21 protein-coding genes are annotated in these 20,550 nt (G+C 53.1%); 10 read left to right on the top strand and 11 right to left on the bottom strand.

Translation table 11 applies throughout. The features are described 5' to 3' along the window. The first annotated feature begins 8 nt into the window (after nt 1-8). The 3 genes from astE (at nt 9) to ves (ending at nt 2,619) form a co-directional block, all read left to right on the top strand. Complete coding sequence (gene astE / locus ACTU3N_RS22185) at nt 9-974, top strand: succinylglutamate desuccinylase (protein WP_443088285.1); 966 nt, start codon at nt 9-11, stop codon at nt 972-974. Nucleotides 975-1,333: 359 nt separating this feature from the next. Further along, nucleotides 1,334-1,780 carry an ATP-independent periplasmic protein-refolding chaperone Spy gene (gene spy / locus ACTU3N_RS22180; RefSeq protein ID WP_443088284.1) on the top strand — a complete coding sequence of 149 codons (447 nt, stop codon included), beginning with the start codon at nt 1,334-1,336 and terminating at the stop codon, nt 1,778-1,780. Between the two features lie 278 nt (nt 1,781-2,058). Further along, nucleotides 2,059-2,619 carry an environmental stress-induced protein Ves gene (gene ves, locus ACTU3N_RS22175; RefSeq protein ID WP_443088283.1) on the top strand — a complete coding sequence of 187 codons (561 nt, stop codon included), beginning with the start codon at nt 2,059-2,061 and terminating at the stop codon, nt 2,617-2,619. Here the strand turns inward: ves and cho are convergent. Continuing rightward, the gene (cho, locus tag ACTU3N_RS22170) at nt 2,613-3,479 is read right to left on the bottom strand and encodes an excinuclease Cho (protein WP_443088282.1); all 867 of its coding nucleotides are present in this window, start codon (nt 3,477-3,479) and stop codon (nt 2,613-2,615) included. The genes ves and cho overlap by 7 nt on opposite strands. Before the next feature lie 84 nt (nt 3,480-3,563). Next, nucleotides 3,564-4,394 (bottom strand): ammonia-dependent NAD(+) synthetase, encoded by an 831-nt coding sequence (gene nadE, locus ACTU3N_RS22165; RefSeq protein ID WP_443088281.1) that lies wholly within the window; start codon nt 4,392-4,394, stop codon nt 3,564-3,566. 249 nt (nt 4,395-4,643) lie between these two features. Between nadE and osmE the strand changes: the two genes are divergently transcribed. Beyond that, nucleotides 4,644-4,985 carry an osmotically-inducible lipoprotein OsmE gene (osmE, locus tag ACTU3N_RS22160; protein WP_443088280.1) on the top strand — a complete coding sequence of 114 codons (342 nt, stop codon included), beginning with the start codon at nt 4,644-4,646 and terminating at the stop codon, nt 4,983-4,985. Nucleotides 4,986-5,034: 49 nt separating this feature from the next. Here osmE and katE read toward each other — a convergent pair whose 3' ends face one another. Next, nucleotides 5,035-7,293 (bottom strand): catalase HPII, encoded by a 2,259-nt coding sequence (katE, locus tag ACTU3N_RS22155; RefSeq protein WP_443088279.1) that lies wholly within the window; start codon nt 7,291-7,293, stop codon nt 5,035-5,037. A gap of 191 nt (nt 7,294-7,484) precedes the next feature. Here katE and cedA point away from each other — a divergent pair, with 191 nt between their 5' ends. Continuing rightward, the gene (cedA, locus tag ACTU3N_RS22150; protein ID WP_443088278.1) at nt 7,485-7,742 is read left to right on the top strand and encodes a cell division activator CedA; all 258 of its coding nucleotides are present in this window, start codon (nt 7,485-7,487) and stop codon (nt 7,740-7,742) included. A gap of 54 nt (nt 7,743-7,796) precedes the next feature. On the opposite strand, the gene ACTU3N_RS22145 is transcribed toward cedA, so the two are convergent. The 4 genes from ACTU3N_RS22145 to hxpB all read right to left on the bottom strand — a co-directional run bounded on the left by ACTU3N_RS22145 (nt 7,797) and on the right by hxpB (nt 11,585). Further along, nucleotides 7,797-9,188: an L-cystine transporter gene (locus ACTU3N_RS22145; protein WP_443088277.1), complete on the bottom strand. Its 1,392-nt coding sequence runs from the start codon at nt 9,186-9,188 to the stop codon at nt 7,797-7,799. Between the two features lie 130 nt (nt 9,189-9,318). Continuing rightward, nucleotides 9,319-9,909: a metal-dependent hydrolase gene (locus ACTU3N_RS22140; RefSeq protein ID WP_443088276.1), complete on the bottom strand. Its 591-nt coding sequence runs from the start codon at nt 9,907-9,909 to the stop codon at nt 9,319-9,321. A gap of 97 nt (nt 9,910-10,006) precedes the next feature. After that, nucleotides 10,007-10,768 carry a 2-dehydro-3-deoxy-D-gluconate 5-dehydrogenase KduD gene (kduD, locus tag ACTU3N_RS22135; protein ID WP_443088275.1) on the bottom strand — a complete coding sequence of 254 codons (762 nt, stop codon included), beginning with the start codon at nt 10,766-10,768 and terminating at the stop codon, nt 10,007-10,009. A gap of 148 nt (nt 10,769-10,916) precedes the next feature. Beyond that, entirely contained in the window at nt 10,917-11,585 is a 669-nt protein-coding gene (gene hxpB, locus ACTU3N_RS22130) for a hexitol phosphatase HxpB (RefSeq protein ID WP_443088274.1), read from the bottom strand. A 146-nt stretch (nt 11,586-11,731) separates the two neighbouring features. Between hxpB and ACTU3N_RS22125 the strand changes: the two genes are divergently transcribed. Next, the gene (locus ACTU3N_RS22125) at nt 11,732-12,268 is read left to right on the top strand and encodes a YniB family protein (RefSeq protein WP_443088273.1); all 537 of its coding nucleotides are present in this window, start codon (nt 11,732-11,734) and stop codon (nt 12,266-12,268) included. A 45-nt stretch (nt 12,269-12,313) separates the two neighbouring features. Here ACTU3N_RS22125 and ACTU3N_RS22120 read toward each other — a convergent pair whose 3' ends face one another. The 3 genes from ACTU3N_RS22120 to pfkB all read right to left on the bottom strand — a co-directional run bounded on the left by ACTU3N_RS22120 (nt 12,314) and on the right by pfkB (nt 14,592). Beyond that, nucleotides 12,314-13,174 carry a fructosamine kinase family protein gene (locus ACTU3N_RS22120; protein ID WP_443088272.1) on the bottom strand — a complete coding sequence of 287 codons (861 nt, stop codon included), beginning with the start codon at nt 13,172-13,174 and terminating at the stop codon, nt 12,314-12,316. 98 nt (nt 13,175-13,272) lie between these two features. Next, on the bottom strand, nt 13,273-13,563 hold the full coding sequence (gene ghoS, locus ACTU3N_RS22115) for a type V toxin-antitoxin system endoribonuclease antitoxin GhoS (RefSeq protein WP_443088271.1): 291 nt from the start codon (nt 13,561-13,563) through the stop codon (nt 13,273-13,275). A 96-nt stretch (nt 13,564-13,659) separates the two neighbouring features. Continuing rightward, on the bottom strand, nt 13,660-14,592 hold the full coding sequence (pfkB, locus tag ACTU3N_RS22110; RefSeq protein ID WP_443088270.1) for a 6-phosphofructokinase II: 933 nt from the start codon (nt 14,590-14,592) through the stop codon (nt 13,660-13,662). 290 nt (nt 14,593-14,882) lie between these two features. Between pfkB and ACTU3N_RS22105 the strand changes: the two genes are divergently transcribed. Both ACTU3N_RS22105 and ACTU3N_RS22100 read left to right on the top strand, forming a co-directional pair. After that, the gene (locus ACTU3N_RS22105) at nt 14,883-15,638 is read left to right on the top strand and encodes a DUF481 domain-containing protein (RefSeq protein ID WP_443088269.1); all 756 of its coding nucleotides are present in this window, start codon (nt 14,883-14,885) and stop codon (nt 15,636-15,638) included. 260 nt (nt 15,639-15,898) lie between these two features. After that, nucleotides 15,899-16,114, top strand: coding sequence for a hypothetical protein (locus tag ACTU3N_RS22100; RefSeq protein WP_443088268.1), 216 nt, complete (start codon nt 15,899-15,901; stop codon nt 16,112-16,114). A 127-nt stretch (nt 16,115-16,241) separates the two neighbouring features. Here the strand turns inward: ACTU3N_RS22100 and ACTU3N_RS22095 are convergent, their stop codons facing one another. Further along, nucleotides 16,242-17,687: a flagellin N-terminal helical domain-containing protein gene (locus tag ACTU3N_RS22095; protein ID WP_443088267.1), complete on the bottom strand. Its 1,446-nt coding sequence runs from the start codon at nt 17,685-17,687 to the stop codon at nt 16,242-16,244. A gap of 133 nt (nt 17,688-17,820) precedes the next feature. Between ACTU3N_RS22095 and fumD the strand changes: the two genes are divergently transcribed. Both fumD and thrS read left to right on the top strand, forming a co-directional pair. Next, nucleotides 17,821-18,033 carry a fumarate hydratase FumD gene (gene fumD / locus ACTU3N_RS22090; RefSeq protein ID WP_443088266.1) on the top strand — a complete coding sequence of 71 codons (213 nt, stop codon included), beginning with the start codon at nt 17,821-17,823 and terminating at the stop codon, nt 18,031-18,033. Nucleotides 18,034-18,620: 587 nt separating this feature from the next. Beyond that, a complete protein-coding gene (thrS, locus tag ACTU3N_RS22085) occupies nt 18,621-20,549 on the top strand; it encodes a threonine--tRNA ligase (RefSeq protein WP_443088265.1) in 1,929 nt (642 codons plus the stop codon). The last annotated feature ends 1 nt before the right edge of the window (nt 20,550 follow it).

Here is a 20,550-nt window from a genome sequence, read left to right as displayed (position 1 = left end):
GAGGGCGTATGGAGAATTTTCTTGCGATAACATTTGCCGGTGAGATCCCGCAAAACAAATCCGGCGAGTCGGGCGGCATCCACTGGCTGTGGCATGAACAAGGCATCCTGGAGCTGGTGCCCGTGCAGCCTACCGGGCGCTCGCTGGTGCTCTCTTGCGCGATTCACGGTAACGAAACCGCACCGGTAGAAATGGTTGATAAGCTTCTAAAAAATCTTTTTGCCGGACGCCAGCCGCTTAGCTGGCGCGTGCTGGTTATTTTAGGCAACCCGCAGGCGCTGGCGCAAAATAAACGCTATCTGAAACACGATCTGAACCGTTTATTTGGTGGACGCTGGCAGCAGATTGCGGCAGGCGATGAAACCGTGCGCACCGCGCAGCTTGAGCGCGCCGTAAGCAATTTTTTTGCCGCCGGGGATGAGCGGCGCTGGCATCTGGATTTGCATACGGCGATCCGTGGCTCGCACCACCTGCGCTTTGGCGTGCTGCCGATGCGCGCGCAGCCCTGGGATGAGCAATTTCTGGAATGGCTTGGCGATGCCGGGCTGGAGGCGTTGGTGTTTCACCAGGCACCGGGTGGCACCTTTACTCATTATACCTGCGAAGCGTTTGATGCCTTGTCCTGCACGCTGGAATTAGGTAAGGCGCTGCCGTTTGGCACCAACGATCTCAGCCAGTTCAGGCAGACGTCCGGCGCGCTGGCGGCGCTGCTGGCGGGCGAGCCTTTTAGCGCGTCACAAACCGCGCCGCTGCGCTATCGTGTTGTGCAGCAACTGACCCGGCACAGCGAAGCGTTTACGCTGTATATGTCGCCTAAGACGCTTAACTTTACGCCTTTCCCTGCCGGGACGGTGCTGGCAGAAGATAGCGGGGAGCGCTACGTGGTGCAGCGCGAGCAGGAGTATGTTTTGTTCCCCAATCCTGATGTTGCCATTGGCTTACGCGCCGGTTTGATGCTGGAGAAAATGTCCTGAAATATACGCCGTTATATATTGCGGCGTCCTTTTATTATTCCATTAAATAAATTTCAGAATTATCACGCCTAAACGGTTTATTATTTATCCGTATTCCTATTTAATTTCACCACCTCCTTTAAAAACATGCGCTTAGTTAATTTCAGATGCAACTCTTCACCGTTTTTCCTTATTTCCTCTATAATTGATGAAATGATGATATTTACTCTTACATTGTTTTACTGTCGCCCTGATTAATTGACGATAAAGAGCGTAAAGTAAATACCATCAAGACGTTAACTGTCGTAAATAAAACGAAAGTAGTGAATATCATTAACTACGTTAACCACCGTAAGTAAAACTAAATTAAGGAATTAATTATGCGTAAATTAACAGCGTTATTCGTTGCCTCCACCCTCGCTTTCGGTGCTGCTAACCTGGCTCATGCCGCTGAAACCACCGCCGCGCCTGCCGATGGCAAGCCGATGATGCATCAAAGAGATCCGGTTGAGATGCGGATGTTTAAAGGGCTGAACCTGACAGATGCGCAAAAACAGCAGATTCGCGACCTCACGACAAGCGAGCGTAACCAGATTAAACGTCCATCGGCAGAAGAGTTGCGCGCAACGCAGGAGATTGTCGCCAGCGATACCTTTGATATCGCTAAAGCTGAAGCGCAAATTGATAAAGCCCAGGTGAAGCACAAAGTGATGATGCTCAAACATCTTGAAACTCAGAATAAGATTTACAACCTTCTGACCCCGGAGCAGAAAAAACAGTTTAATGCGAATTTTGAGAAGCGTCTGACAGAACGTCCGGCGCGGTAAGGTAAAATCGCTCCTGAAACGGCTGAATAATTCAGCACACTTCCTGAAACCGTCGGTTTTGCTCACTCCTGTCAGGGTGGGCAGACCCGGCGGTTTTTTCTCTTCCCGACCGCTGGTTCTGCCTGGGGCAACGCGCTATTCTCTGCATTGATCATCTTTTTTTATCCCCCAGCCTAAGGCAAATACCTTTGGTTGCCGATAGTCCCTGTCTGACCATAAAAACAATGCATGCTGCGCCACGCGCAGCGGCCCGGCTTTGGCTGTGCCTTTCAGGAGTGATGATGGACTTTTTTGATATCCGTAAAATGCCCGTCAGTTTGTGGCGTAATGGTGCAGGCGAGACGCGCGAGATTTGCTGTTTCCCACCCGCGACGCGGGATTTTGACTGGCGCGTCAGTATTGCGACGCTGGCAAGCAGTGGCGAATTTACCTCCTTTCCCGGCGTGGAGCGGGTGATAACGCTCATTGAGGGCGGAGAAGTGGTGCTGGATGGCGGCGAGGCGTTTTGCCACACTCTCAGACACCTGCAACCGTTTCGTTTTCCCGGCGAGCAGCCGGTCAAAGCCGGGCTGCGTTCCGGGAAAATGTCGATGAATTTCAATGTCATGACCCGCAGCGATCGCTGCCGGGCAGCGGTGCGCGTTGCCGATCGCACCTTTACCACCCCAGGCGCGCGCGGCGGCGTGGTGTTTGTGTTGAGCGGCGCCTGGCAACTGGGGGAGACGCTGCTGAGCGCCGATCAGGGCGCCTGGTGGCAGGAAGGGCGCAATACCCTGCGGCTATTGCAGGCCGAAGGGCAGTTATTGTTTAGCGAAATCAGCTGGCTACCCGGCTACTGATCCAGCTCAATGATGTCATAGTCGCCGCAGAGCAGCGGCTTGCAAAGGATTTTATAACCGTCGTGATCAAACCCGGCAGGGGCGCGCAGTAGCGCTCCCGCATCGCTTAGCGCATCGACCGCACCCAGCCACAGCCAGTTATGGATAATATGATACTGGGTCATCGTTTCGCTCCGCTCTTTAAGGGCTATCGGGCCTTGCCACGGCCAGCACACCAGCCGTAAACGCGCCATCGCGGCCATAAAACGCATGTTGTGCGCTTCAGGCGACTCGCGGCCACAGCAGGCACCGGCGCAGCGCTGCAGTGCCGAGCGAAAGCAGGCCCGGCCACGACTCAGGGGTTCCAGACCCAGCAGCCCGTAACAGAGTTTTTCGTCATCGGCGATGGTTTGCAGCGCCTGTAAAGCAGCCCGGCGGTTGGCGAACAGGCCATAGAGATCGGCAGAGGTGGAAAAATCCACCTCTTTGGCATACACCACCTGCGGTTTTTCACCGCTAAGACGCAGCGAGCAGAGCTGACGGTTGCGGCGCAGGCGCTTATTAAACAGCGGCTGACGCTCTTTGATAAGTTGCGCTTCCAGCAGCAGCGCGCCGAGTTCCCCGGCGGTGCAAATCCAGGTAACGCGCCGCGCCTGGCGCAGCATGGCGGCTTCATCTGGCGTGCGCAGGTGCGACAGCACACGGCTGCGAATATTGACGCTTTTGCCGATATAGAGCGGCATCGCCTCGCCGTCACCATGAAAGATATAAACGCCGGGATGCTTTGGCATGGCCTCAAGCCACGGGCGCAGATGTTCGGGATATTCATAGATTGCCGCCGCTTCAAATTCGAGACGCGGGGCGGATTGACGCCTGACCACAAACCACTCCTGTTACTGTTTACTTATCCAGTATAGCAGGGCTTCGTTGCTGAAAAAAGAGGCGGCCTGCGCCGCCCTGAAAGTTTACTGTTTTTTCCAGAAATCATCGAATACCGTGATCGGCGGACGGCGTTTGTGCTCGGTCTTCAGATACCAGCCTTCAATAATTTTGGCGCTACCGGCATCGAGCTGCTTGCCTTCGAGGTAGTCGTCAATATTCTCATAGGTCACACCCAGCGCCGCTTCGTCCGGCAAAGCAGGACGATCGTCTTCCAGATCCGCCGTCGGTGCTTTCTTATACAGATGCTCCGGGCAGCCCAGCCAGGCGAGGATCTGTTTTCCCTGGCGTTTATTCAGGCGAAAGAGCGGGTTAATGTCTGTTCCGCCGTCACCGTATTTGGTGTAAAAACCGGTCACTGCTTCCGCCGCATGATCGGTGCCGACGACCACGCCTTTGCACATCCCGGCGATGCTGTATTGCGCTTTCATACGCTCGCGCGCTTTCTCATTACCCCGCACAAAATCGCTCAGCTCAATACCCGCGCCGCGCAGCGCCTGTTCGCTTGCCAGCACGGCGCTTTTAATATTGACCGTCAGTACGCGATCCGGGCGAATAAACGCAATCGCGTCCTGGCAATCCTGCTCATCGGCCTGGGCGCCGTAAGGCAAGCGCACGGCGATAAACTGGTATTCTTTATCGCCGCTATCTTCGCGCATCTCAAGAATAGCCTGCTGGCTGATTTTGCCTGCGAGCGTGGAGTCCTGGCCGCCGCTGATGCCCAGTATCAGCGATTTTATAAAAGGATGCGCCTTCAGGTAACTTTTCAGAAAGTCTACGCTGCGGCGAAATTCAGTTTCGGCATCAATGGTCGGTTTAACACCGAGCGCCGTAATAATCTCTTGTTGCAGAGTCATTTACCCCTCCGTTCTGTGATGCTGTTAAAGGTTGCAATCGTTTTAACTAAAGCTAACCCGTCGGCGGCTAAACGACAAGGATCATAAAACTATGGGGTGCATTTTGCGGCGATTTAACGAGTTAGTACTCTTTTTATTAGATTTCTCTGAAAGATAGACCATTGAGTTCGTTTAGTTGAAAAAAGCACTTTTATATTCCAGGCTTATATAACACGCTGATACACAAGCGGATAAACAAGAGGATGGAATATGAAAAAGAACATCGCAGGAATTCTGGGTGCAGCAGCGGTACTGACTATGCTGGCAGGGTGTACGGCTTACGATCGCGCAAAAGATCAGGTTAGCCAGCCAGTAGTGAAAGATGTGAAAAAAGGCATGACGCGCGATCAGGTCATGCAGATTGCGGGCCGCCCGTCTTCTGAAGTGACCATGGTGCATGCGCGCGGTACGTGCCAGACCTATATCCTGGGTCAGCGTAACGGTAAAACGGAAACCTACTTCGTCGCACTGGATGAAACCGGTCGTGTGCTGAACTCCGGCTACCAGACCTGTGCTGAATACGACACCGATCCGCAGGCGCCGAAGCAGTAATTTTCTGCTACACACTAAAAAAAACCGGCCATTTGGCCGGTTTTTCACGTTATGCAGGAACGCTATCAATCTTACCGATGCGTGACCAGACCCGGTGAGCGGCGAGCAGAGTCAGGAAATCATCAAGTAGCGCGCCTTGCGCATTATCTGCCTCGACAATACCTTCTTCACCCTGCGACGGGACATTCAGCACATCTTTAAACTGACGCGCATCGCCGACCAGCGCGATAGTCTTCAGGTGTTTGTAAGCTTCGAGCAAATAATACTTCGCATCACCGTTATCCAGCAGACCACTGAGATCGCCGCCCGGGACAATCACACCGTCCACGGTGAGGGATGGCGAACCGGCAAAAGTCGCAGCGACCGGCAGCGTGGAGCCGTCATCCGCCACCACTTCACCCATGCGCGAATAGAGCAATTTCGCGTGCACGCCTTTTGCTTTCAGCCCCTGCAGGATAGCAAGCACATCGGCAGCGCTCACCTTGTCATGCAGGAGAATCGCCACCTGGCGGCCTTTCAGGGTGCCATCGGGCACGGCATAGAGGCTGAGGGACGGATCTTTTTGCAGACCGTTCACATCCGGCGGCGGGGCAATATTGCACTGCTCATCGCTCAGGGTGATACCCAGGTTTTCCGCCACGCGTTTTGCCAGCGTAATATCAATATGCGCCAGCTGATCGACCACGCGCTCACGAATATACGGCCGGGCGACTTTGCTTAGCTCAAAGCTGAACGCATCGACGATATGGCGCTGTTCAAACGGTGTCTGGCTAAGCCAGAACAGGCGCGGGTGGGCGTAGTATTCCCCGAAAGAGGGGCTGCGTTCGCGGATTTTATGGCCTTCCACTCGCTCCTGGTAAGTCTCAAAACCGCCGCGCTTTGGCCCCGGCGGCGTTTCACGCGGCCAGTTATCGTTAATCGAGTTCGGCTCATAGTTTGCCGGATTGGTATCAATATCCATGCGATGCATGCCGTCGCGCTGGAAATTATGATACGGGCAGGTCGGGCGGTTGATCGGGATCTCATGGAAGTTCGGCCCGCCGAGACGGCTGATTTGCGTATCCGTATAAGAGAAGAGGCGGCCTTGCAGCAGCGGATCGTTGGTGAAATCCAGCCCCGGAACGATGTGGCCCGGGTGGAAAGCGACTTGTTCGTTCTCGGTAAAGAAGTTGTCAGGGTTACGGTTGAGCACCATTTTACCGACGCGCTGTACCGGAACCAGCTCCTCAGGGATGAGTTTAGTCGGGTCGAGCAGGTCGAAGTCAAACTTGAACTCATCTTCTTCCGGGATCAGCTGCAAACCCAGCTCATATTCCGGAAAATCACCTGCTTCGATCGCTTCCCATAGCTCACGGCGATGGAAGTCCGGATCGCGCCCGGTCAGTTTCTGCGCCTCATCCCACACCAGCGACGCTTTACCCGCCAGCGGCTTCCAGTGGAAACGCACAAAAGTGGCTTTGCCCTGGGCATTAATCATGCGGAAGGTATGAATACCGAAGCCTTCCATGGTGCGATAGCTGCGCGGAATACCGCGGTCAGACATCGCCCACATCACGTTGTGCAGGGTTTCCGGTTGCAGCGAGACATAGTCCCAGAAGGTGTCATGCGCTGACTGGCCCTGCGGAATTGCCCAGTGGGGTTCCGGTTTCACCGCATGGACAAAATCCGGGAATTTATGGGCATCCTGAATAAAAAATATCGGCGTATTGTTACCGACCAGGTCAAAGATGCCCTCTTCTGTATAAAATTTGGTGGCGAAACCGCGGATGTCGCGCACCGTATCGGCTGAACCCGCGCCGCCCTGTACCGTGGAGAAGCGCACGAAGACCGGGGTGATTTTCTCCGGGTCGGACAGGAAGTCTGCTTTGGTGATGTCGCTCAGGCTACGGTAGGGCTGAAAGTAACCGTGTGCGGCCGAGCCGCGCGCGTGCACGATGCGCTCAGGGATGCGTTCGTGGTCGAAATGGGTAATTTTTTCCCGCAGGATAAAATCTTCCAGCAGCGTCGGGCCGCGTGTTCCGGCGCGCAGGGAGTTTTGATCGTCGGCGATGCGCACGCCCTGATTGGTGGTTAGCGCAAAATTTTCGCTTCCTTTACGAAAGGGTTCCAGCTGGTTGAGTTTGTCGTTTGTGGTATCCGGTGCTTTCAGGCTGCCCGGCGCGGTGGGTTGTTCACCCGGCGCGCTGGGATGTGGCGAGGGGAGGTGGGAATTATCTTCAGGCGCAAGGGAATCCAGGCCGGGACGCGATTCGCTGGCGTCATGAACCGGGGACTGGTGGCTGTTAGGGTCGTTATGCTTCTGCGACATTGAACTCTTCTCCTTTCTCATTGCTAAAAATGACCGTTATGTTTTTTAAGACCCTATAACTATAGAACATGGTTTTGGCGCTAAGGTCGCAGACGGTTGAATGAAAAATCGCAGAAAGGCACGCAGGGCGCGACGGAGCGGGCCACTATCGGCTATGATAAGGCCTTTCTTGTTTGTGGAATTTGTCTTTAGTGAATGCACCAATTATGAAACCATTTCGCCAACACAATCGCCGAGTCATTAGCTATGTTCCCCGCGTCGAGCCTGCGCCTCCCGATCACGCAGTGAAAGTTGAAGGGTTTCGCGATGTATGGTTGTTGCGTGGTAAATATGTGGCGTTTGTGCTGGTGGGGGAACACTTTCGCCGCTCGCCGACATTCAGCGTGCCGGAAGCAGCCCAGCGCTGGGCGACGCAAATGCGCCAGGAAGGCGAAATAGCAGAAGAATAAAAAACGCCTGCACAGCGGCAGGCGTTATCAGGGTAGCTCAACTCTCAGCTCAAATTAGCGATGCGCCAGCTCGCTGTGCTCTTCACTGTCCATCACGGTTTTATCCGTTTGTTTCAGCCACTGGCTGGTCAGCGTACCGGCAGTCATCGAACCGTTCACATTCAGCGCGGTACGGCCCATATCAATCAGCGGTTCGACAGAGATAAGCAGCGCCACCAGCGTCACCGGCAGGCCCATCGCGGGCAGCACGATAAGCGCCGCGAAAGTCGCCCCGCCGCCAACACCCGCCACACCAGCAGAGCTGACGGTGACGATACCGACAAGCGTTGCAATCCACACCGGGTCCAGCGGGTTGATGCCCACCGTCGGTGCAACCATCACCGCCAGCATCGCCGGGTAGAGACCCGCACAGCCGTTCTGGCCGATGGTCGCACCAAACGAAGCTGAGAAGCTGGCGATAGACTCCGGCACGCCCAGGCGACGGGTTTGCGCTTCAACGTTCAGCGGAATCGACGCGGCGCTGGAGCGGCTGGTAAAGGCGAACGTCAGTACCGGCCACACTTTGCGGAAGAATTTCAGCGGGCTGACGCCGTTAATGCCCAGCAGCACGCCATGCACCGCAAACATAATGGCCAGACCGAGGTAAGAGGCAATCACGAAACTGCCGAGTTTAATGATGTCCTGAATGTTGGAACCGGCCACCACTTTGGTCATCAATGCCAGCACGCCGTAAGGGGTCAGTTGCATCACCAGACGTACCAGCTTCATCACCCAGCTTTGCAGCGTGTCGATAGCGCGCAGCACGCGCTCGCCTTTCGGCGCATCATCTTTCAGCAGCTTCAGCGCAGCCACGCCGAGGAACGCGGCGAAGATAACCACGCTGATGATGGAGGTCGGGCTGGCGCCGGTCAAATCGGCGAACGGGTTTTTCGGCACGAAGGAGAGCAGCAATTGCGGCACGCTCAGGTCCGCCACTTTACCGACGTAGTTGCTCTGAATAGCGTTCAGGCGCGCGGTTTCCGCACTGCCCTGGACCAGGCCTTCCGCCGTCAGGCCAAACAGATTGGTCACCAGTACCCCGACCAGCGCTGAAATCAGCGTGGTGAATAACAGAGTACCGATGGTGAGCACGCTGATTTTACCTAACTGCGAGGCGTTATGCAGACGCGCCACGGCACTTAAGATAGAAGCAAAGATCAGCGGCATGACGATCATTTGCAACAGTTGTACGTAACCGTTACCGACAATATTGAACCACTGGATGGAATCCTTCAGTACCGGACTGTCAGCGCCATAAACAGCGTGTAATGCCAGGCCAAAGACGACGCCAAGACCTAAGCCCACCAGTACTTTTTTTGCCAGACTCCACTGTTTGTGACGCGTTTGCGCCAGCAGAACCAGCAAAGCCACGAACACGACGATGTTCGCGATTAGTGGAAAATTCATCCCCGTTCTCCTGTTCTCATTATGCGGACGACCAATCGGTCTATCCTGTAACGCAAGGTTATCAGAAGTGCCGGGATGAGGTTTATATCCAAAAAGAATGGCTTATAACAAAAACATTATAGTTGTTCGGTTAATAATCATTTTGGTGATGAATGAACTGCGTGAACTGCGCCTGTAGGGTATTTATCATCTGTGAGGTCCAGCGCACTGCACTGTTTTCGGGCAATGTCTGCGGCATCCACACCGCCCAGGTAAACAGCGCCATGCAGAGGACTCGCTCCAGCTGATTGCCTTTTTGCGGCATTAATAGCGGCAGACGAAAGCGCCAGCGACAGGGCCAGAGCAGCGGCACGCCAGCCGGGGTTATCATATCGGCGAGGATATGGCTGATATACCCTATCACCATGCCCTGTAACGCATCGGCAGGGACTATCCAGTCCGGGGGAACTTTCAGATAAAAAAGCGTCAGGGCGAGAAACACGGCCAGCAGGCTATGGGTGAAACCACGGTGCCCGAACGCGCGCGCCACGGGTTTAGAAATCCACTTCAGGCGCTGACCGAGAAATGATTTTGGGTGATCGATATCGGGCAACAGACAGGTCAGGATGGCCGACGGCACAATATGCCACCAGTCGCCCTGAGCGAGCACTGGCGTTAATTCAGCATTTTTGGCAAACACTGAACAAGCAATGGAAAAAAGCAGATGTCCTTCCGCCGTCATGATGAAACTCGCTAAACTGTCGATGCATACAGTATAGGATGTTTGTACAGTAGGCGGAAGTAGTGACGGTGTAACTCTTTGTCACAAATTTGCCAGATTAGCGCGCCAGCCAGCCGCCATCGACCGCAAGCGTGAAGCCGTTGACGTAATCTGAGGCGCGCGAGGCCAGAAACACCGCTGCGCCTTGCAAATCTTCCGGGGTTCCCCAGCGCCCGGCAGGAATCCTTCCGAGGATCTCCTGGCTACGCTCGGCGTCATCCCGCAGCTGCTGGGTGTTATTGGTCGCCATATAGCCCGGCGCAATCGCGTTGACATTGATACGGTGCGGCGCCCATTCGTTAGCCAGCAGCCTTGTCAGCCCCAGCACGCCGCTTTTTGACGCGGTGTAAGAGGGGACGCGAATACCGCCCTGCCAGGAGAGCATCGAGGCAATGTTAATAATTTTCCCGCCCTCACCCTGGGCAATAAACTGCCGGGCCACGGCCTGGGAAAGAAAGAACACCGTTTTCAGGTTAAGGTTCATGACATCGTCCCAGTCCTGCTCGCTGAAATCGAGTGCGTCACAGCGGCGAATGGTGCCCGCGTTGTTGACCAGGATATCAATCCGCCCCATTTTCCCGACCGCCTGGCGGACAATATCGTCGATGGTGTGCTGGTGGCGCAAATCGGCCTGAATAGCCATAAAACGCCGTCCCAGCGCCTCAACTTTCTGCGCTGTGTCATGGGGGATTTTTCGGTTGACACCGATAATATCGCAGCCCGCCTGCGCCAGGCCCAGCGTCATTCCCTGACCAAGCCCGGTATCGCACCCGGTGACGATGGCCACTTTACCCGCAAGATTAAAGGCATCCAGTATCATGATTACTCCGGCGTAATATTTTAACAGGCATAAGCGCCTGTGCAGAGGATAGAAGGCCGGAAGGAAAAACTCAAATAAAAATGAAATGATGTTTCAAAAAGTGACGGGTTGAAAAATAAAGAGGCAGCAGGGCGCTGCCCCGGAACATTTACCCGAGCAGATGGTTCAGCGTGAGCTGCTCAAGGCTGTCGAGTTTCACATTGGCGAGCACATAACGCGGGTCCTGGCGATGCTCCGCGTCCGGCACCACGATGGAGCGCATGCGTGCGGCTTTGCTGGCAATCATACCGTTAACGGAATCTTCCAGCGCGACACAGGTCAGCGGGTCGACGCCCAGTTTCGCGGCGCAATCCAGGTACACTTGCGGGTGCGGCTTGCTGTACGGCAGTTTTTCCGCAGAAGCGAGCGCGTCGAAACTGTCGCGCAGTTCAAACATGTCGAGCACTTTTTCCAGCATATGCAGCGGCGATGCTGACGCCAGACCGACCATCAGGCCGTTGGCTTTACACAGGGCGATGGCGTGGCGAACGCCGGGGAGCAGGGGGCGCTCTTCTTCAACCAGCGAAATCGCGCGCTGGATGATGCGTTCTGTCACCTCTTCGCGGCCAGGCCCCACCCAGGGTTGATGCGCAAACCACAGGTCAACGACCATATCAATGCGCAGGCCAAGCGTGTCGGGCAGTTCGTTGCGGCGCGACACATCCACACCCAGCCCGGCAATGACCTCCAGTTCAGCGCGATCCCAGAGCGGCTCCGAGTCAATCAGTAACCCATCCATATCAAAAATGGCAGCAAGAATTTGACGGGAAGCAGACATAACACCTCTCTTTATTAGCGCAGTGAATACCGGTAACGGATTGATAATGGATAAAGATTCATCATAGCGTCTTTAAAGAGTGGGCGAAAAGGGTAATCAGCGGGTAGACTTAAACAAAAACAGTGCGTCACATACAAGGGGAAGCCATGACGTATCAACAAGCTGGACGCATCGCCATTCTGAAGCGCGTTCTTGGTTGGGTGATTTTTATCCCGGCGGTGGTATCGACCATCATCTCTGTACTGAAATTTATGTACGATCACAGCGAAAAACAGCCCGGCATTAACGCCGTGATGCTGGATTTTGCCCATGTGATGATTGAGATGATGCGCTTTAACACCCCGTTTTTAAATCTCTTTTGGTACAACTCGCCGACGCCGGATTTCCGGCACAGTGCGAACATCATGTTCTGGGTTATCTATGTGCTGATTTTTGTCGGGCTGGCACTGCAGGCGTCCGGCGCGCGCATGAGCCGCCAGGCGCGGTTTTTGCGCGAAGGGGTTGAAGACCAGATGATCCTCGAAAAAGCCAAAGGGCCGGAAGGGCAAACGCGTGAGCAGATAGAGGCGCGAATTGTGGTACCGCATCACACCATTTTTCTGCAATTTTTCCCGCTGTATGTGCTGCCGGTAGTGGTGATTGTTATCGGCTACTTCTTCTTTACGCTGCTCGGTTTTTTATAAGTAGCATTGCAGATAACGCAGGCCACCGAAAGGTGGCCTTGTCGGTTACGCTGCCAGCACCCGCTCCAGCGCGCGCTGGGCATTGAGCAGATGTTCCCCGCCAAATAATATCGCGCGATTTAATAAGGTATAGAGCTGATAGACAGGTTGCCTGTCGAGAAAATCATAGGGCAGCGGCGAAACCGACTGATAGCCATCATAAATTTGTGGCGGCTGATCCGGGTGCAGCGGCAGCATAGCCAGATCGCACTCTCTGTCGCCCCAGTAGCACGCCGGATCGTAAATATACGGTCCCTTTGGCCCCAGCGCACAGTTCGCTGACCACAAATCCCCATGCAGCAAAGAGGGTTGCGGCTGGTGAGAAGAGAGCCGCTGCTGGACATGCTCCACGATGGCGTCAATATTGCCAAACTCCAGCCCTTTTTCTGCCGCCAGCTCCAGCTGCCAGCCGATGCGCTGCTCGGAGAAAAACGTCGACCAGCGGCGCTGCCAGGCGTTGGGTTGTGGCGTGGTAGAGAGATCGTTATCGAAATCCAGCCCGAACTGCGGCTGATCGCTCCACTGATGCAGATACGCCAGCTGCTGGCCTAAAATGAAGGCATTGTGCGCATCCAGAGGACGGGCGGGCAGGTACTCCATGACCAGAAAGCTATAGTCCCGATCGCTGCCCACGGCCAGCACTTCAGGCACGCTTACCGTATTACTGCGCGCCAGCAGCGCCAGTTGATCGGCTTCGGCGGTAAAGATTGGCAGTAATTCGCGGTCGTCGCATTTCATAAAGAGGTCATGCCCCGCGTAGCGTAAATGCCATGCCGCATGAATTTCGCCGCCTGGCAACTCCTCGCGTTGCTCGATTTCCCCGTCGCCCAGTTGTTCGCTTAACAGACTACTTACCGCTTGCCACATGATGTCTCTCCCATGTTATCAGCCCGATCAAATAGTTAGCGCACTTAAAGCTTTTAAAATACGACGTAACGCTTTTTTTAAGCGGCAGTGCTGGCGTTTTACGGCTGTGCTTTTCGCCACTCCTCCCAGCGATACACGTCGATTTCTGTCTCTTCACCGACGGCGCTTTCGGCCAGACCATTTGCTAAATCATTCACTTCCTGCTCGCTTAACGCGCTGAGCAAGCCGAACGTGTTGGTGCCAAGATCATGCACATTGCCGTCGTCATCCGTCATGGTGAGGAGAAAACCCGCGCGTGTAAAGTGGTTATTTAACTCATTAATTTGCGTGAGGGTCTGCTCGTGAAATTTGACCGTTATGACGTAGCGCGTGATGCTATCAGTGCCCATATTTCACTCCGTGATGTTGTAAAAGTTTTTTTAGCATAGTCGGCAGGGTTAATTTGTCGACTGCCGACGGGCCTCCCCTGAAGCGGGGAAAAGGCGTCATATTTTGCATAAGTAATCGTAGATTTTTTGCGTGTCGCTAAGGGCGCACAAACGGGTGCCCTGATTGATGGTCGCCGCGCTTCCGGCGGCCACGCCAAAGCGCACCATATCGTCAAGCGGCGCATTTTGCGCAAGTTTTAAGGTCATTGCACCGACCATGCTGTCGCCTGCGCCGACGGTGCTTTGGCTCTTCATCGGCGGCGGCACCACCTGCACGCAGCGTTCGCTATCAACGGCCAGCGCGCCCTGCGGGCCGAGTGAGACAACCACGCGTAAGGCTTTGCCGCTGCGAACAATTTCCAGCGCGGCCTGGCGCACGTCGTCCGGTTGCGTCAGGTCACGCCCTGACAGCGCGCCCAGCTCTTTCTGATTCGGTTTAACCAGCTCAAGCTGCCCGACGCCGAGCGCGGCGCTAAGGGCTTCGCCGGAGCTATCGACGATACAGCGAATGCCTTTTTGTTGTGCGGCTTCCAGCAGTTGCGTGAGTTTGTTTGTCGAAACGCCCGGCGGCAAGCTGCCGCTGATTACCAGGATAGCGCCCGCTTCAATAATCAGAACTTTCTCTTCCAGTTTGCGGAATTCGTCTTCGCTTAGCGCAGCACCAGGCATCACAAACCGGTACTGCTCGCTGCTGGACGTGACATGGACATGCAGGTTTTGCCGCGTCCAGTCTTTCGTATGGACACTGATGGTCGGTACATTTTCGTCCGCCAGCAGGGCAGAGAGATGTTCACCGGTTGCGCCGCCTGCGGGATAAATTGCCGTGGCTTTCCCGCCCAGATGGGCAATGGCGCGCGCCACATTGATGCCGCCGCCGCCGGGTTCAAAAACCGGGGTGCTACAGCGTAGTTTTCCTTCGGGATAGATTTGCGGCGTCAACGTCGCACTATCAAGTGAAGGCGCCAGTGTCAGCGTATAAATCGGTACCATGATTACCTCCTTTTATTCCGGTTGTATTAAGCATGGCAGCGAATAGTCGAAAGGGAAAGTAATTAACAATATGATTTATGTAAAAAATATATGTTAAGTCCAGGAAATAGTAATAACTGTTTCGTTTTTTTCAGTGCGCTCTTATTCAAAAAATTAAATAAGATTTCATTGATATGTTTAAGCAGCCTTTTTATAATTTGTTACCTTTCTCAGGAACGTTACTCATTGATCCTTCTGAAAGTTTCCGGGACCGTGTTGGTCTCTTTTTTTGCTGTACGGACTCCTAATAAATGAAGCTTGTTAAGACAGTACCCGCGCTGGTTATAGCTGCGGGCGTGCTTGCGTCAATGAATGCTGGCGCAGATGATACCGTTTTTACTGTCATGGATGACCCTTCCACCGCGCAGAAACCTTTCGAAGGCAACCTGAACGGCGGCTATCTCGCCCAGTCCGGCAATACAAAGAGTTCTTCTTTGACCGCCGATTCCACACTAACCTGGTACGGTGATACCACCGCCTGGTCTCTGTGGGGCAATGCCAGCAATACCTCTTCAAATGATGAACGTTCGTCTGAAAAATACGCCGTCGGCGGTCGTGGTCGTTATAACATGACCGATTACGATTACCTTTTCGGGCAGGCGAGCTGGCTGACCGATCGCTACAACGGTTACCGCGACCGTGACGTGGTGACAGCAGGTTATGGTCGGCAGATCCTCAATGGCCCGGTTCACAGCCTGCGCTTTGAATTCGGTCCGGGCGTTCGTTATGACAAGTACACGGATGGTGATACCAAAACCACCGGCCTGGGGTACGCGTCAGGAACCTACGCGTGGCAACTGTCTGACAATGCTAAATTTACGCAGGGCGTGTCGGTGTTTGGCGCAGACGATACGACGCTGAACTCAGAGACGGCACTGAATGTGGCTATCAATGACCATTTTGGTCTGAAAGTCGCTTATAACGTGACCTGGAACTCCGAACCGCCTTCAACGGCGCCGGAACATACCGATCGCAGAACCTCGGTAACGTTAGGCTATAAAATGTAAGCTGCCGGGCCGGAATTTTCGGCCCTTTTTTATTTGATATTTTGTGCTGTTATTTCAAACGTATTATCCAGTTTTATTTAAGTATCGTTTCTAACTCCTTAATCTCTCCATAATTAATCTCCTCGTTACACCTTCAGTTTATTTGACACGAATGGATAAATAAATTGACTGTGCAAGAGTGTGATCCAGATCTACAATTAAGGCACGGGTAAAAACACGCCCAGGTAGTCATGTGTTTAATTAAAAAAGAGAACCTGATTATGAACAATACAAAAACTGCCGCAGCAGCTGTAGTGCTTTCCGCACTCTCTTTTGGCGTTTTCGCTGCTGAGCCTGTTACCACTGCCGGTTACAATAATACAGATGTCAATGCTATCGAAGCGGGTTCCAATATGGTTCGCGGTTCGCACATCACTCAGGGAAATAACGATAAGGCGTTTAATGCGCATACGCTGGTTGCCGGTGAGTGGGAATAATGCGTAGAGAGTTAAGTCATTAACTTTTAAAACCGGAGAGTGTCGTACCGGTTTTATTTTCGCTATATTTTGCTGCGATAATATAATTATTGCGGCGATTGTCGTGCTTATTATTCATAGCCATAAATTAGTCACGAAGCAGAGCCAGAATATTTTCGACCGACTGGTTAGCAATTTTTAACACCGCATCTTGTCCCTGCTGTAATATCTGGGCTTTGACCATCTTACTGGCCTCCTGAGCATAATCTGCATCTTCAATACGGCTTTTTGCCGCACGCGTCGCGAGCGTCTGCTGTGCCAGTACCGATTTGCTTGATTCAAAGCGGTTAATTGTTGCGCCGTACTCCCCCCGATAGCCATTTACCTGGTCCAGTGCCTGGTCAAGCTTTGACATCGCGGCTTTGGACGTCTCTATGGAGAGCAAGTCGGTATTGTTTAACGCCAGCGATTTTACGTCGGCGGGGGTGGCAGCGACGGTTATGGATTGCAACGGTTCGCCCACGTTCGCGCTGGTCACCACTTGCCAGGGTTCGCTCTGCTTTGGCGGGACGGTTGGCGTAATCGTTGGTTTTGGCAAATCCCCCCAGGTGAGGTTGCTGGTAAAAGAACCGCTGCCAACAACCATGACTATCAGGTCTTCGGTGACATTATCTATTTTAACCCGCTCAAGGCGGTTCGAACCGTTGCTGCCGTCGTTAAATGCCCGGTCGGGTTCATACCTGTCGCCATCACCGCTATAACTGATGGTCATCCCGTTGTAATTGAGTGTTTCGCTACCATTTAACGCCCACGCGTTACCGCCTTCAATCAGCAGTGAATCGTCGTAGCTCGCCCCGTTTTCAAAACCATTGGCTTCGGTGAGCGCCTTGCTGGTGGCTTTTGCCGAATCGGTCACGCCGCGACTCACCCAGGTGTAATCAGGATCGCTGCCATTAACGGGTGTCCCGGCCAGATGCTTACCGTCGCGCGTAAAGAGCTGGATATCATCATCCAGCCCCAGCGAGTCGATAGTAATGGTGATATCCCGCGCACCGGCGGGAATATAGGCCAGCGAAATAATCCCTGAACTGAACGAGTAGTCGGTGCCCTGAACGGGAAACTTTACATTCAGCGGCGGGGTATCACCAATCAATACCGGCGGTAGCTCGGGAGAGTCAGTCGCCAGAGGATAGCGGCCAAAAATTTCCGTCCCTTCTGAAATCTGCTGAATATTTTTGAGGATGTTTTGATACTCACTATTCAGGCTGATGCGATCGCTTTCCACCAGCGTGTCATTCGCCGACTGAATGGCCAGACTTTTGGCGCGAATCAGCAATTCACCCACGGTAGCCAGGCTGCTTTCTGCCGTTTGCGCCATACTTATTGCATCGTCCAGGCCACGGGAAATCGCCGCATCTGCATTAATATTTGAACGCATACGGTTGGCGATAGCCAGTCCTGCGGCATCATCTTTGGCGCTATTGATACGCAATCCCGATGATAACCGCTCGATCGATTCCTGCAGCACGGACGCGGTGGTCGTCCTGACCCGTAAATTGTTGCTGCTGAGCTGGTTATAATTGATAGCTTGCATTACGGTAGTTGATTCATTCAGGTCGCTAATGGAACAATCATCGGCAACTGAGGCGAACAACTTTAAGGCAAATTGTCGAAAAATTTAACTTTGTGCAAATGTCCTGGCAAAAATGACCGTATCCGGAGGCGAAATGAGGAAAGCGAAAGACGACGAGTTATACGAGGAGATGTGCCGGGTGGTGGGAAAAGTCGTCCTTGAAATGCGCGACCTTGGGCAGGAGCCGAAACATATTGTTATTGCTGGCGTGGTCAGAACGATGCTGGCAAATCAAAAAGTTAAACGTTCAGCGCTGACAACGGAAGCAATGGAAACGGTGATCCGCGCGCTCGGTTACGAGGCGTAGCAATATTGAGCGGCTAAATAAAAGGCACGCCTGAACGTGCCTTCGGAGTAGGTTGTTGTCGCACCATAAAGAACGGCTTACCAGCGCCGCTTTTTATGGCGTCCCGGAAGGTTTCTCGACAACTTAATGCTGCGGTGTTTGTAAAACGAAAAAATAATTATCGCAATCAGCGCGATTATAATAATTGGATAAACTATTACCATGTCTTATCAGTATGTTAGATGTGAATGGGTAGCCAACTAGACTGCTTGCGGTGCTATTGTGTCAAGCGGCCGCGCTAAAATAAGATAATCCTTATGAAAATCGCCCATTTTATAACCTTTATCCGGGCCGGTGTCTAACCGCGCTATGAGGGGCATATCCGGGAGACAGGTCACAGTAATCCTTTCAACCCTCTTAACGAATGTGTACTATTAAAGCGTACTTAATGGCAAAGGTAAGGGTATGCGGCGGTCATGACTGAGCGCAGGCGTGCAGATTTCGCTAACGTGAAGCGAGAAAACTTACCTCCCGTGTCGTTATATTTATAAAATCTCATTTTGTATGTGCTCTTTCGTGTGGGGCACCACTGCAAATAAGGAAATGAAATGCCTGTAATTACTCTTCCTGATGGCAGTCAGCGTCAATATGACCATGCCGTTAGCCCCATGGATGTTGCTCTGGATATTGGTCCTGGTCTGGCAAAAGCCTGTATCGCGGGTCGTGTGAATGGCGAGCTGGTTGATGCAAGCGATCTGATTGAACAAGACGCGCAGCTGGCTATTATCACCGCGAAAGACGAAGAGGGTCTTGAGATCATTCGTCACTCCTGTGCGCACCTGTTAGGTCATGCTATCAAACAGCTTTGGCCGCATACCAAAATGGCGATTGGTCCGGTTATTGATAACGGTTTTTATTATGACGTTGATCTTGACCACACGCTGACTCAGGAAGATATCGACGCGCTCGAAAAACGTATGCATGAGCTCGCCGAAACCAACTACGATGTCATCAAGAAAAAAGTCAGCTGGCATGAAGCGCGTGAAACATTTGCCAAACGCGGTGAAAGCTATAAAGTCGCCATTCTTGATGAAAACATCGCGCATGATGATAAGCCTGGCTTGTATCATCACGAAGAATACGTCGACATGTGCCGTGGCCCGCACGTGCCGAATATGCGTTTCTGCCATCATTTTAAACTGATGAAAATCGCGGGTGCCTACTGGCGCGGCGACAGCAATAACAAAATGCTGCAGCGTATTTATGGCACCGCCTGGGCGGATAAAAAAGCGCTCAACGCGTATTTACAACGCCTGGAAGAGGCGGCCAAACGCGATCACCGTAAAATTGGCAAACAGCTCGACCTGTATCATATGCAGGAAGAAGCGCCGGGGATGGTGTTCTGGCATAATGATGGCTGGACCATTTTCCGCGAGCTGGAAACCTTTGTTCGTTCCAAGCTGAAAGCCTATCAGTATCAGGAAGTTAAAGGCCCGTTTATGATGGACCGTGTGCTGTGGGAAAAAACAGGGCACTGGGACAACTATAAAGATGCGATGTTCACCACCTCGTCAGAGAACCGTGAATACTGCATCAAACCGATGAACTGCCCGGGGCACGTCCAGATCTTTAACCAGGGGCTGAAATCCTACCGCGATTTGCCGCTGCGTATGGCGGAGTTCGGTAGCTGTCATCGTAATGAGCCGTCAGGCGCGCTGCACGGCCTGATGCGCGTGCGCGGCTTTACGCAGGACGATGCCCATATTTTCTGTACGGAAGAGCAAGTTCGCGATGAAGTGAACGGTTGCATCCGTATGGTCTACGATATGTACAGCACGTTTGGTTTCGAAAAAATCGTCGTGAAACTCTCTACGCGTCCTGAAAAACGCATCGGTAGCGACGAAATGTGGGACCGTGCTGAGGCGGATCTGGCGGTTGCGCTGGAAGAAAACAACATCCCGTTTGAGTATCAACTGGGTGAAGGCGCATTCTATGGTCCGAAAATTGAATTTACCCTGTATGACTGTCTCGATCGTGCATGGCAGTGCGGTACAGTACAGCTGGACTTCTCGTTACCGGCGCGTTTGAACGCTTCTTATGTTGGCGAAAACAACGACCGCCAGGTACCGGTGATGATCCACCGTGCGATTCTTGGTTCGCTGGAGCGCTTTATCGGCATCCTGACTGAAGAATTCGCCGGTTTCTTCCCGACCTGGCTGGCACCGGTTCAGGCGGTAGTGATGAATATTACCGATTCGCAGTCTGATTACGTTAACGAATTGACGCAGAAACTACAAAATGCAGGCATTCGGGTAAAAGCAGACTTGAGAAACGAGAAGATTGGCTTTAAAATCCGCGAGCACACTTTACGTCGTGTGCCATATATGCTGGTCTGTGGCGACAAAGAAGTGGAAGCCGGTAAAGTTGCCGTGCGTACCCGTCGTGGTAAAGACCTTGGCAGCATGGACGTAAATGAATTGATTGAGAAGCTGCAACAAGAGATTCGCAGCCGCAGTCTTCAACAACTGGAGGAATAAG

Source organism: Vagococcus sp. WN89Y (assembly GCF_052220145.1).
Taxonomy (GTDB): domain Bacteria; phylum Pseudomonadota; class Gammaproteobacteria; order Enterobacterales; family Enterobacteriaceae; genus Kosakonia.
This window is presented reverse-complemented; position numbering and strand designations above follow the sequence as displayed.

Coding starts and splice junctions, on each gene's coding strand:
- astE (WP_443088285.1), top strand. CDS start 9: ATGGAGAATTTTCTTGCGATAACATTTGCCGGTGAGATCCCGCAAAAC.
- spy (WP_443088284.1), top strand. CDS start 1,334: ATGCGTAAATTAACAGCGTTATTCGTTGCCTCCACCCTCGCTTTCGGT.
- ves (WP_443088283.1), top strand. CDS start 2,059: ATGATGGACTTTTTTGATATCCGTAAAATGCCCGTCAGTTTGTGGCGT.
- nadE (WP_443088281.1), bottom strand. CDS start 4,394: ATGACTCTGCAACAAGAGATTATTACGGCGCTCGGTGTTAAACCGACC.
- osmE (WP_443088280.1), top strand. CDS start 4,644: ATGAAAAAGAACATCGCAGGAATTCTGGGTGCAGCAGCGGTACTGACT.
- katE (WP_443088279.1), bottom strand. CDS start 7,293: ATGTCGCAGAAGCATAACGACCCTAACAGCCACCAGTCCCCGGTTCAT.
- ACTU3N_RS22145 (WP_443088277.1), bottom strand. CDS start 9,188: ATGAATTTTCCACTAATCGCGAACATCGTCGTGTTCGTGGCTTTGCTG.
- ACTU3N_RS22140 (WP_443088276.1), bottom strand. CDS start 9,909: ATGACGGCGGAAGGACATCTGCTTTTTTCCATTGCTTGTTCAGTGTTT.
- kduD (WP_443088275.1), bottom strand. CDS start 10,768: ATGATACTGGATGCCTTTAATCTTGCGGGTAAAGTGGCCATCGTCACC.
- hxpB (WP_443088274.1), bottom strand. CDS start 11,585: ATGTCTGCTTCCCGTCAAATTCTTGCTGCCATTTTTGATATGGATGGG.
- ACTU3N_RS22125 (WP_443088273.1), top strand. CDS start 11,732: ATGACGTATCAACAAGCTGGACGCATCGCCATTCTGAAGCGCGTTCTT.
- ACTU3N_RS22120 (WP_443088272.1), bottom strand. CDS start 13,174: ATGTGGCAAGCGGTAAGTAGTCTGTTAAGCGAACAACTGGGCGACGGG.
- ghoS (WP_443088271.1), bottom strand. CDS start 13,563: ATGGGCACTGATAGCATCACGCGCTACGTCATAACGGTCAAATTTCAC.
- pfkB (WP_443088270.1), bottom strand. CDS start 14,592: ATGGTACCGATTTATACGCTGACACTGGCGCCTTCACTTGATAGTGCG.
- ACTU3N_RS22105 (WP_443088269.1), top strand. CDS start 14,883: ATGAAGCTTGTTAAGACAGTACCCGCGCTGGTTATAGCTGCGGGCGTG.
- ACTU3N_RS22100 (WP_443088268.1), top strand. CDS start 15,899: ATGAACAATACAAAAACTGCCGCAGCAGCTGTAGTGCTTTCCGCACTC.
- ACTU3N_RS22095 (WP_443088267.1), bottom strand. CDS start 17,687: ATGCAAGCTATCAATTATAACCAGCTCAGCAGCAACAATTTACGGGTC.
- fumD (WP_443088266.1), top strand. CDS start 17,821: ATGAGGAAAGCGAAAGACGACGAGTTATACGAGGAGATGTGCCGGGTG.
- thrS (WP_443088265.1), top strand. CDS start 18,621: ATGCCTGTAATTACTCTTCCTGATGGCAGTCAGCGTCAATATGACCAT.